Raw genomic sequence first — 11603 nt, forward strand, 5'->3', positions numbered from 1 at the left:
TCATATCTGGGGTTCTATTGCTACTGCTTTACTTTTTTGGATGTTTTAACCCATTATTCACATTATTAATAAGGTAATAAAACTCTAACTTGTGAATTTAATAACGGAAATGCCGTTTGGGGAATTACTAATTCTGTGCCTGGTCTCGAACCCATTGGCCTTTCGAAGATACGAAAGGTTTTATTATATATTTCTTTGGGAATACGAACCTCTAATATTCCTTCGCCATACGCTTTTGCATATTCTTCCGCTATATGTCTTGAATTTGGCCCTGCAAAATAAGCATCACCATCTCCTAGTGGAAAATATTCTGGTTGAAAACCATTTTTTAATAATTTTTGTCCCAAATCGTTAAAAGGCAACGCACCCCTCCACCCAGTAGCAAAAAAATTAATAAAGCCATCAGAAAACCTTGGCTTATTGAAAACTCATTACATTGGTACTTGGATGTCGCTTTTGAAGAAGATAATTCTCGAATTAGAAAAGGTTTTGCAGACCAAAACTTCGCTCTTTTAAGACAAATAGCTCTTAATTTATTAAAAAATGATACAACTTCAAAACTCGGAATCAAAAGTAAAAGAATTATAGCTGGGTGGGATGACGGTTTTTTATCTCCAACCTCAAATAAAAAGCGTTGCTCTGATTGTAGAGATATTATATTCCCAGATATTTATGTTACAAGTGAATGACAAAACTAATATTATATATGAAAGACAATAAAATATTTTTCTCTGTTTCAGTCTTGGGAGGCTCAGCTTTTTTTATTCGCAGTATGGAAGAATGTATTAAATATTATCAATTAGACTACAAAGAATGGCAGTTTATATTGAGTAGGCTATGGAAAGTTGTTGATTGTAGGAATTATGATAGTTTATCTCAATGGGATGAACTAGACGGAGAAATTGTACCTTCTGTAATTATGGAGAATATTCCCTATGAAAAAAAAGAACTTCAAGCCACCAGTGAAGATGAGCATGATTTGTTAAAAAAACTATACTTAAAAACTCCTCGATTAATTTTAGATATAATTAACGAATTATTCACAATGGCTTCAAGTATAATCGGATCAGACTTTGACCAATTTTCTTTATGGATGGTAGAAAGAATCAATAAGCTTACTCATAAGCTAGAGGTAGAAAATATACCTATACCTGAAACTTCTATATTAGAAAGATCCAAAATTAAAGATAATAATGGGTTAGGGTGTACCTTAGATAAGTATGAGATTTCACAACTACTTATAAAATAGAGCACCTTAACATACGGTACGAATAACAATTCACAATATCAAAAACAAAATAAAAATCTGGCTGATACTCTTTCTTGTCGTAAGCCAATGCTTTGCCTGCGATGATACGGCTGTGCTTACGGCAAGATTCACGCCTCCCAAACTGGTAGGTAAGCTTTGAGGCTACATCAGCGCCTAGTGACGATAGGAAAGTTAATGATGAAAGGGTCTCGGCAATCGGAAATGATTATACAATAGACATTGGAGTCCCCTTGTTTAGCATTTGGCAATTAAACACGGGAGACACTGATGGGACAGTAAATGCGGAATAGTACCAAAAATATTGGGGCAATCTGACCCTACAGGAAGTCTTGCTTCAATGCCGGCTTATTGGATGGAGCATATTTTACTGTAAAAGAAGTAGGAGGCACAGTATATTCATTGGCAACCCTTGTAGGTTGTATGAATCCGGCAATAGATGCAGCCAATTTCGTAACAAATGCTGATTGCCGCAAAAAACTCACCGACGGGTGGGACGTGATTGTAGGCATTGTCTCAATGTTTGTGGGAGTTGGAGAAGTTTCTGCTATATTAAAAGGCATGAATGCTGTAAAAGCAGCGGAACTTTTGCAAAAAGCTGCCCAAATAGCTGATAAATTTAACATCGTTGGCCGGATGATGAGTAAAGCAGGTTTAGCTATTAGTAAAAAAGGTACGAAAGCTGCAAGCTTTGTTATAAGAAAGGCAAGTAATCAAGTTCCAACTGTTGTTTTTGACTATGCCAATGGTGTTTACAAAGGATTTAAACAAAAAACGGCTGCTTTTAAAAAATATCTTGGTACCATTGAAGGACAAGTTGAATTTACAAATGGCACAAAAGGTAAAGGAACTATTGAATTATGGGGAGCATGTGGAACATCAAGTAGTGCCAGATCAACAGGTCCAGATTTTTGTGATGATGTAGCCGGAAGACTATTAAAAAAGGCGCTAAATAAACTAAAAAAAGTAGAATTAAATTCAACCGATTTAGCAAAAAAGGCTATACAACATAGAGAAAATGCTCCACAACTAATTGGGAAAAACCGTAATTTCTGTGTTTTTGAATATGAAGACTTAAATGGTAAAACAGATTATATTTACGGAGTTTCTGGTAAAAATATACATTCTGAGAAACATGCTATGGACCAATTGGAGACATTAGGTATTCCGCCTGGAAAAATTAAAAGGGTATATACAGAATTAGAACCATGCAGCCTCTCACATGGTGGAGACAAGGATGGTACTGGTTGCGCCGGATTTCTTGCTAAAAAAGGCTTAGTCGACAAAGAAATACAATATAGCTATGAATATCCTGGAGGAGATAATGATTCAATAAGTCAACCAATCAGAGAAAAAAGTGTAAGTGACAAAGCTGAAGCGATAGAGAAACTTGTTAAAAGAAAAAAATAGAATGAAAGACACTATTATAGAGAAATTTGCCAACAGATTGGTAAGATTTGAGCCTACGCCATTTGATACATTACTACAGGATAAAACAAAAAAATACCTCTATGAAATTGGAGTTCCTGGTGGCACAACGGTAGGAGGAATCGAAATGAGTCTTAATGGCGAATTAACCTTACTCCCTGAAAACAAAATTCAGATTAGTTATCCTGAAGAAAAACGTATTGTATTCTATTTAGACCCTGAAAAGAATGATGCATTATGTTATGGTGGATACTATACAGATAACCGTTTTTTTGCTAATTCATCTTTAGAAAACTATATGTACTGCTTATATGAATTGGAAGATTTTTACGAAAATATATACTCCAAAAGAATGTTTGGAGAACCGGACGGAGAGGATATATCTAAAAAATATGCAAAATATTTAGAAGAACGAATAAGACAATATGAACAGGATTTAACTTTTTGGAGATTGGAAATTGAAGAGATAGGTTATGGGTGGATTGATTGATAGTTTAACATTCTATCAGTGTATCCCGATAGTTACTTAAGTATATAGGATTTGATATTAAAAACATTCTTAGAAAATTGGGAGTGTAAATTGAACTGTGTCAATTTCAGATTAACTGTGAAGGTTCAATAGATTCGCTACAGTTAAACCTACTTTATATTTCTTAGAATTATTATATTTTCATAGTAATTACCGATTCTTTTAAAGAAGAAATACTTTGTTTTCTCCTTGGAATTTATATCAAAATAGAAAAATTGAATCAAGATAGCTAAGAAAAATACAATAAATTTACAATTCAAAATTGTAGCGTTTCTATAGAAACACCACAAATAACCTCATTAACTGTCATTCAATACCTGAATTACTTAGCGGGTAGAAAATTAAACAATTTCAAAATTTCAATTATCTAAATGCACTACGAGTTAAAATTAACTTTTTTGTTAAACCTTTACATTGACACAGTTTAATTTACAGTCTCCGCTCCAGCGGGAAGCGGTCTGCATTACGTTTTCCCAATACGCATTTTTTTACACTGTACATCGAAAGATTCCTTATATCTCAGCTCTACCTAAACATTTTTCTAACCTTCTCAAAGTCGGGGTGAGAAATGCCTGCTTGTTCTAATGTTATTAAATCATTCAGAAATGCTTCTTTGAGCGGTTTTTCGTTGTTTCCTGACAAGTTCTGTTTGGTTTGATATATCTCCTGAGCCTCTGCCCAACGGTCTTGTAGTAATAGGGCTAGAGCCAAATTGGTATATATCCAATGTTGGGAGGTATCAACTGACAAACCCTTACGGGCATAGTGTTCTGCCTGAACAGATTGTTTACAAAAAAGTGCATACCAAGCTGCATTACCATAACTACTAGCCAGAATGGTATTTTTTGTTGCTGGATAAACTTCATAAAAACCAATGATAGTTTCCTGCATCGCTAGCTTTTGGATATAGACACTATCCATCTCTATCACTTCAGGTAGAAACTCTATGATTGATAATGTCTTTTGCCAAAAGAGGATATTATCAAAGCGTTTGGCTAAATACTGATAGTTTTTTGCACCTTTAATTAACAGTGCTTCACCTGCCGGAAAGTTGTTATTTTCAATAAAGAAAACACCATAATTTATTTGTGTCATCGCCAAATCAGGTAAATACTGCTCTGGATTCTTGCGAGATAAATCTTCTCTTATTTCCAAGGCGCGCTCGTATGCCACCTGCGCCTCAACCTTCTTTTGGTTATCACTATAAAATATACCCAGATTGTTTAAAGTAGTAGCCAAATCAGGTAAATACTGATCTGGATTCTTGCGGGCTAAATCTTCTCTTATTGCCAAGGCCCGCTCGTATGCCACCTGCGCCTCAGACTTCTTTTGGTTAGCACTATAAAATATACCCAGATTGTTTAAAGTCATTGCCACATCAGGTAAATACTGCTCTGGATTTTTGCGGGCTAAATCTTCTCTTATTTCCAAGGCCCGCTCGTATGCCGCCTGCGCCTCAGATTTCTTTTGGTTAGCACTATAAAATACTCCCAGATTGTTTAAAGTCATCGCCAAATCAGGTAAATACTGCTCTGGATTCTTTCTAGCTAAACCTGCTCTTATTGCCAATGCTCGCTCATAAGCCGCCTGGGCCTCAGACTTCTTTTGGTTATCACTATAAAATACTCCCAGATTGTTTAAAGTAGTAGCTAAAGAAGGTAAATACTGCTCTGGATTTTTGCGAGATAAGCCTTCTCTTATTTCTAATGCCCGCTCATAAGCCGCCTGCGCCTCAGACTTCTTTTGGTTAGCTCTATAAAAATTACCCAGATTGTTTAAAGTAGTAGCCAAAGAAGGTAAATACTGCTCTGGATTTTTGCGAGCTAAACCTTCTCTTATTTCCAAGGCTCGCTCGTATGCCGCCTGGGCCTCAGACTTCTTTTGGTTATCACTATAAAATACTCCCAGATTGTTTAAAGTCATCGCCAAATCAGGTAAATACTGCTCTGAATTCTTGAGAGATAAGCCTTCATAGATTTCCAAAGCCCGCTCATAAGCCGCCTGCGCCTCAGCCTTCTTTTGGTTAGCACTATAAAAATTACCCAGATTGTTTAAAGTAGTAGCCAAAGAAGGTAAATACTGCTCTGGATTCTTGCGAGATAAGCCTTCATAGATTTCTAACGCTCGCTCATAAGCCGCCTGTGCCTCAGATTTTTGTTGGTTATCACTATAAAATAGCCCCAGATTGTTTAACGTACCAGCCAAATCAGGTAAATACTGCTCTGGATTCTTGAGAGCTAAGCCTTCATAGATTGCCAAGGCCCGCTCGTATGCCGCCTGTGCCTCAGATTTTTGTTGGTTATCACTATAAAAATTACCCAGATTGTTTAACGTAGTAGCCACATCAGGTAAATACTGCTCTGGAACCTTTTGGGCTAAGTCTTCGTAGATTTTCAAAGCCCGCTCGTATAAAATCGCCGGACGTTTACTCCGGTTCTGCTGCTGCAAAAAATAAGCGTAATTAAATAACGTTTGTATACGCATACTGTCCGCCTGATAAGCCTTCTCAAACCAGCTCTCAGCTGCCAATGGCTGTGGCTCTAACCTATACAGATCTGCCTTTAACAAACACTTGGTGATATAATTATCCTTTCGTTTCTTCGCTAGTCGGACGTGTGCTTCTACCAATCTCTCCTCTTGCTCATAAGCCTCCTTATCCTTATCTAGCTGACCTTCATCCAGAACCTGCTGCGCTTCTTGGAACTTACTGTCTTTTAAAAACTTATACGCCTTGTTCAACATCTCATCTGGTTCCTGAATTTGAGATAATATACGACCTATCTGCTCCGCTGTATTGCCTGCCTCAACCTGCTGCTTTTGTACCAAATCCACTTGCTTGTATAATGAATCTATCCGGCGTTGGTATTGCTCCCGTTCTGTACTACTACTACTCACAAGACTCTTGTAGTCTGCCACAGCCTTGTCAATCTGTTGGCGTAAACTCTTTTCTCTTGTCTCAAACACACGCTCTAATGATACCTTTGCTATGCCTTCCAGATACTGTAACGCATACTTCTCACGCTCAGCTGTCTTGGCTAAAATAATCACAAATGGCTTGCTTCGGTCTTTGGGTAATGTATAGTCACTCACATCATAGTTATTTACCACTGCATATCCACTCAGCGAAGCAAAAAGGGTGATAGCCTCACCCGTTGTCTTCTGATGAGAAGTCCTCAAATTCAGAAAGATGCTAAATCCATCATTATCGGTCAAGGAATTGCCTATCCCATTGATGCGGATACCTACCCCCTTCATCCCTGCTCCCTCCGCTGTATTCAGACATACACGTACCGTCAGGCTCTCCTGACCCCAAAGGCGAATGCTAAGCATCAAAAAACAAACTAACAAAGTTCTCCTTTTCATCTTTTTATCAGTTTTATGTCACAAGGGCTAGCGGTATTACACCATACCTCTCCCTGATGGGTGGTGGTAAAGACTGCTACTTTAAGATTTTCCAGACGTTTGCCGGAAGGAATATTCAGCCTGTAATGCCCCTGAGCATCGGTGAGGGTACTGACACCCGCAGCCTGAACCGTAATAGCACTCAGGTTGTGTCTGCCCTTGTCTGCAAATATCACCTTGCCACTCACACAACAACGGCTTTCTGAGGGTTCAAGTGTCAGTTGTAATACCTCTGTGGATGGAATAAGGAAATAAGCCGTAGCATGGTGGTTCTTGACAAACTGCCAGTTCGGGTTCAGCACTTCTGCCTGCAGGCTGTCTGTTTCTGCATTGGCGTTTATCAATACCTCGCCGTTGCTATCGGTGTCAAGCACTTTGGTCTCTTTACCCATGCTGATTCTGAGTACCTGCTTCTCATTGGCTAAGGCTGCCGCGTTGTTTTCTTGTCTCAACTGAAGTTTCAGGCTGGTCTGCTGAGCTGGAGGGTCAAACAAGTTGAAGATAAGTACTGCCAGAAATACCAGTAAGGCAAAAGCATTGGTAGCTCTGATGTATGTGTTGAAGACGGTTATCGTTCCACCCCAAAGGATAGATAATGAAACAATGCCCGTCAGCAAGAGTAACACAATAAATATCCATTGTAGGCTGGTTTTGATAGGTAAGAAAAAGGTACCATAAAAGCCCAGACCCAAAGCCAGAACGCCGATTACAATTGATGTCCAGAACCGGACCGTAGTGTTGGTAGAATTTGCATTGGTAGTGTTTGCCATCGATTTAACCAGAAAGTTAGAGATTCTTTGTATTCAGGCTGCTTTCAGTAAGCTCTACACACCGTTGGCAAGCTAAAAAACTCTCTTTCAGGCTTACACACTACTCTCTCTTAATCACAGCTTCATCAAGTACCAATTAACAAAAAAAAATGGGTTTAATTTTATTTCCCACAAGAATTTTATTTAAAGGGTTTCATTATCCGTTTTTTTTTCGTTCTTTTGACTTATCCCCTTTTGCCTGCCCACCACTTAAATAATTTGACTGTCAGACTAAAAAAAAAGACCTGTCCTATATGGCCACCTATCGTATTTTCCTAGCCTCTTCTTTTGAGCTTGCTCATGAGCGTAGCTTGGTTACAGGAATCGTTGCTGATTTTAAAGCCAAACATCCTGAACTCTTTACCGATTTTGAAGTGATTAAATGGGAAAACTTTGCCTCCAGTTATGAAGATTCCAGAAAACAACAGGCTTACAATAAAGCCATCCAAACCTGTGATGTTTTCCTGATGCTCTACTGGACTAAAGTTGGCCGATATACACAGGAAGAGTTTGACCTCGCTGTGGCTACCCAGAAAAAACAAAAGAAACCTTTCCTGTTCCTGCTCAAAAAGTTGGTGAAAGACACCCCCATTGAAGATTCGGTAAACATTTTTGAAGCCAATGTTCCCAACGATAATGGTAAGTTTAGTGGGACATTCAGCACCGAAAAGGAACTCAAAGGTGCAATTGAGGATGAACTTGGGAAACTTTTCAATGATGGTTTTTTGACCAGAGGCGAACCCGCCCGACAACTAAGCCTGAATGCGCCGCTTAATCCTGCCGTATTTTTAGGTCGGGAAAACGAACTCCATGAAATCAAGGCTCGCTTAGAAAAAAGCGGAACACTCCTGATTATCAATGCAGAGGGGGGCATTGGCAAAACTACCCTTGCCGCCCGATTCTGGCACCAGCAGTTAGGAAATTACAGCTATGCCGCCTGGCTCTATTGTCAGGATGGTATCAACAATAGTTTAATGGAACTGGCTCCTCAACTCGGGCTTGAGTTGAGTGATTATGCAACGGCTCAGCAACAACTCGATGCCCTCAAAGCCAAACTCAATACATTGCAAGGAAGTTTTTTACTGGTTCTCGACAATGCTAATAAACAAAAAGACATACTGGATTTCAAAAGGGAGTTTGGTGGCAGGCAGTGGCATGTACTCATCACCAGTCGATGCAACAACACCCTTCCAGCGGAAGAACTCACCCTCGGGGTACTACCTCAGCCTCTGGCAAAGGCCTTGTTTATGCAATATTACCATGAACCCAATAACCCGAATTTTGAAACAGAAGTAGAAAGACTCATACATGCCCTGCACTATCACACACTTTTAATTGAAGTTTTTGCTAAAAATGTGAAACAGGCCGGAGGCATCACTTCTATGCAGGAGTTTATCAGCAAACTGGAAACCCAGCACTTGTTTATGGGAGAAGATAGTTTTGAGATAAAGACAGACTTTGCAGCCCAACGCCTGAAAACCACCGCTGAAACGACTGACAATATCCTGAAAGCCTTGTATAATTTCTCGGAACTGGCCCATGAACATCGCCTCAGGCAGGCTTTTGTAAGGCTGGCCCTCTTACCTGCCGAAAATTACCCAATAGCGTTTTTATTCATCCTTTTTACGGACTTTGAAAAGCCACAAAAAATTGCCTACAAGCAATTACTGACTAAACTGAATGAGGAAGGATGGCTAAGCCAAAACCAGACTAGCTACAAACTCAGCCCTGTTGTGCAAAGCCTTGCCATTGCACAAAACCAGCACAGCCTTGCCACAGATGCAGAAGAGTTATTGTACCGGCTAAACTATATTCTGGCGGCTGACGCTTACAACCTGAAAAACATTTCTCTGGCCCAAGCGTTTGCTTTTGTACAATTGGTGGCTCATATAAGCCGCTGTTTAAAAAATTACCCGAGTGTAGAGCTGGCTACTTTGAATTTTAATAGTGGCATCTATTTCACCAACAAAGGCAATCTAGTAGAAGCGGCTCAGGCTTATTTTAACTACCAACACATTTACCAGAGTTTGCTGAATGAGCAGCCCCAGAACCTTGCCTACAAAAACGGTTTAGCCATTTCCTATTCAAAATTGGGGGATATTTACCAGACCACAGGCGATTGGAAAAACGCCCTCTTCAATTATCAGGAAACAAATCGGCTTTTCAAAGAAATCTATGAAAGCAGCCCTGAAAACCTTGAGTACAAAAACGGTTTAGCCATTTCCTATGCAAAATTGGGGGAGATGTACCAGACCACAGGAGATTGGAAAAACGCCCTCTTCAATTATCAGGAAAGAAATCGGCTTGGAATAGAAATCTATGAAAGCAGCCCTGAAAACCTTGACTACAAAAACGGTTTAGCCATTTCCTATGAAAAATTGGGGGAGATGTACCAGACCACAGGCGATTGGAAAAACGCCCTCTTCAATTATCAGGAAACAAATCGGCTTTTCAAAGAAATCTATGAAAGCAGCCCTGAAAACCTTGAGTACAAAAACGGGTTAGCCATTTCCTATGAAAAATTGGGGAATATGTACCAGACCACAGGAGATTGGGAAAAAGCTATCTTCAATTATCAGGAAATGAATCGGCTTTTCAAAGAAATCTATGAAAGCAGCCCTGAAAACCTTTACTACAAAAACGGGTTAGCCATTTCCTATGCAAAATTGGGGGAGATTTACCAGACCACAGGCGATTGGAAAAAAGCTATCTTCAATTTTCAGGAAATGAATCGGCTTTTCAAAGAAATCTATGAAAGCAGCCCTGAAAACCTTGACTACAAAAACGGTTTAGCCGTTTCCTATGAAAGATTGGGAAATATGTACCAGACCACAGGCGATTGGAAAAACGTACTATTCAATTATCAGGAAAGTAATGGGCTTTTCAAAGAAATCTATGAAAGCAGCCCTGAAAACCTTACCTACAAAAACGGTTTAGCCATTTCCTATTCAAAATTGGGGGAGATTTACCAGACCACAGGAGATTGGAAAAACGCCCTCTTCAATTATCAGGAAAGTAATGGGCTTTTCAAAGAAATCTATGAAAGCAGCCCTGAAAACCTTACCTACAAAAACGGTTTAGCCATTTCCTATTCAAAATTGGGGGAGATTTACCAGACCACAGGAGATTGGAAAAAAGCTATCTTCAATTATCAGGAAATGAATCGGCTTTTCAAAGAAATCTATGAAAGCAGCCCTGAAAACCTTGACTACAAAAACGGTTTAGCCGTTTCCTATGAAAAATTGGGGGAGATGTACCAGACCACAGGCGATTGGAAAAACGCCCTTTTCAATTTTCAGGAAAGAAATCGGCTTGCCAAAGAAATCTATGAAAGTAGCCCAGAAAACCTTACCTACAAAAACGGGTTAGCCATTTCCTATGCAAAGCTAGGAACTTTCTATCTTAAGCAAGAGGATTTTAATCATGCGCTTTCCTGTTTTCTGGAGAGCCGTACTATCTTTGCAGAACTTTGGCAGGCTACTCAAGGACAAATTATTGAGTTTACCTTCTACTTTGCATTGATTATATATTATATTACACGAATTGTAAAGTTTTTTATTCAAAATCAGCAATATACCCCTGAGGATATGCCCTCTATTTCTGAGGGCATCAAGGCCATGCGGCAGGAAGGCCTCAACGTCATCCAAACACTTGCAGAAGCTAATTTACTACAACCTAGTCAGCAGTGGCTGCTGGATGAATTGAGCAATAATACATGGTATGAGTTTTAATTACTCGTCCCTGTTTTTGACAAATTGATGCTGGACATTAGTTATCTGTTTACAAATTTCATGTTGCATCCATTCAAAGGCATGAAGGTTGCACAAAGAAGCCGCTGGCTGGTCAGAGCTGTAAACACCTATACTACTCCGCTGGTGGCTGGAGGGTAAGCCCAATTGCTCACATCGACCACAGGTGAATTTCTCCGGTAATTGGCCCAGACAGCTTGAGCAATAGAAAGTATTTTCAGCAGGCTGGTCAATCGCTTGCCTGCATTCATTGCAGGTTAGTAAGCCTATAACATTCATTGAAGTAGAATTAAAAAGTGAATTGCTCAATGGGTGTATCATCCTCGAGCCAGAAATGGTAGAAATAGTTGCAGCCCCTGGCGACTTGATAATGAAAAGCAAGACCCGTCTTTTCTTCAAGCAGGGTCTTTAACTGTTCA

The 11603-nt window shown here is 39.4% G+C and carries 8 protein-coding genes; 5 read left to right on the forward strand and 3 right to left on the reverse strand.

The window, feature by feature from the left end; genetic code table 11:
* Window positions 1–65: 65 nt before the first annotated feature.
* Window positions 66–347, reverse strand: a complete 282-nt coding sequence (locus tag WAA15_RS24015) for a hypothetical protein (RefSeq protein WP_337045401.1) — start codon at window positions 345–347, stop codon at window positions 66–68.
* On the opposite strand from WAA15_RS24015, the gene WAA15_RS24020 reads away from it, so the two are divergent.
* The 4 genes from WAA15_RS24020 to WAA15_RS24035 all read left to right on the forward strand — a co-directional run bounded on the left by WAA15_RS24020 (window position 339) and on the right by WAA15_RS24035 (window position 3185).
* The gene (locus tag WAA15_RS24020; RefSeq protein WP_337045402.1) at window positions 339–689 is read left to right on the forward strand and encodes an ISAs1 family transposase; all 351 of its coding nucleotides are present in this window, start codon (window positions 339–341) and stop codon (window positions 687–689) included. The two genes, WAA15_RS24015 and WAA15_RS24020, sit on opposite strands and share 9 nt — an antisense overlap.
* A 17-nt stretch (window positions 690–706) precedes the next feature.
* Window positions 707–1249 (forward strand): hypothetical protein, encoded by a 543-nt coding sequence (locus WAA15_RS24025; protein WP_337045403.1) that lies wholly within the window; start codon window positions 707–709, stop codon window positions 1247–1249.
* Between the two features lie 441 nt (window positions 1250–1690).
* Complete coding sequence (locus WAA15_RS24030; RefSeq protein ID WP_337045404.1) at window positions 1691–2677, forward strand: nucleic acid/nucleotide deaminase domain-containing protein; 987 nt, start codon at window positions 1691–1693, stop codon at window positions 2675–2677.
* A 1-nt stretch (window position 2678) separates the two neighbouring features.
* Window positions 2679–3185 carry a hypothetical protein gene (locus WAA15_RS24035; RefSeq protein ID WP_337045405.1) on the forward strand — a complete coding sequence of 169 codons (507 nt, stop codon included), beginning with the start codon at window positions 2679–2681 and terminating at the stop codon, window positions 3183–3185.
* Between the two features lie 564 nt (window positions 3186–3749).
* Here the strand turns inward: WAA15_RS24035 and WAA15_RS24040 are convergent.
* The gene (locus tag WAA15_RS24040; RefSeq protein WP_337045406.1) at window positions 3750–6587 is read right to left on the reverse strand and encodes a tetratricopeptide repeat protein; all 2838 of its coding nucleotides are present in this window, start codon (window positions 6585–6587) and stop codon (window positions 3750–3752) included.
* Window positions 6584–7396, reverse strand: coding sequence for a hypothetical protein (locus WAA15_RS24045; protein ID WP_337045407.1), 813 nt, complete (start codon window positions 7394–7396; stop codon window positions 6584–6586). Before WAA15_RS24045 ends, WAA15_RS24040 begins: the two co-directional genes overlap by 4 nt.
* Window positions 7397–7689: 293 nt before the next feature.
* On the opposite strand from WAA15_RS24045, the gene WAA15_RS24050 reads away from it, so the two are divergent.
* Window positions 7690–11166 carry a tetratricopeptide repeat protein gene (locus WAA15_RS24050; RefSeq protein WP_337045408.1) on the forward strand — a complete coding sequence of 1159 codons (3477 nt, stop codon included), beginning with the start codon at window positions 7690–7692 and terminating at the stop codon, window positions 11164–11166.
* Window positions 11167–11603 lie beyond the last annotated feature (437 nt).

The sequence above is a fragment of the Emticicia sp. 17c genome, assembly GCF_037153985.1.
Taxonomy (GTDB): domain Bacteria; phylum Bacteroidota; class Bacteroidia; order Cytophagales; family Spirosomataceae; genus Emticicia.

Coding starts and splice junctions, on each gene's coding strand:
- WAA15_RS24050 (WP_337045408.1), top strand. CDS start 7,690: ATGGCCACCTATCGTATTTTCCTAGCCTCTTCTTTTGAGCTTGCTCAT.
- WAA15_RS24040 (WP_337045406.1), bottom strand. CDS start 6,587: ATGAAAAGGAGAACTTTGTTAGTTTGTTTTTTGATGCTTAGCATTCGC.
- WAA15_RS24030 (WP_337045404.1), top strand. CDS start 1,691: ATGAATCCGGCAATAGATGCAGCCAATTTCGTAACAAATGCTGATTGC.
- WAA15_RS24035 (WP_337045405.1), top strand. CDS start 2,679: ATGAAAGACACTATTATAGAGAAATTTGCCAACAGATTGGTAAGATTT.
- WAA15_RS24045 (WP_337045407.1), bottom strand. CDS start 7,396: ATGGCAAACACTACCAATGCAAATTCTACCAACACTACGGTCCGGTTC.
- WAA15_RS24025 (WP_337045403.1), top strand. CDS start 707: ATGAAAGACAATAAAATATTTTTCTCTGTTTCAGTCTTGGGAGGCTCA.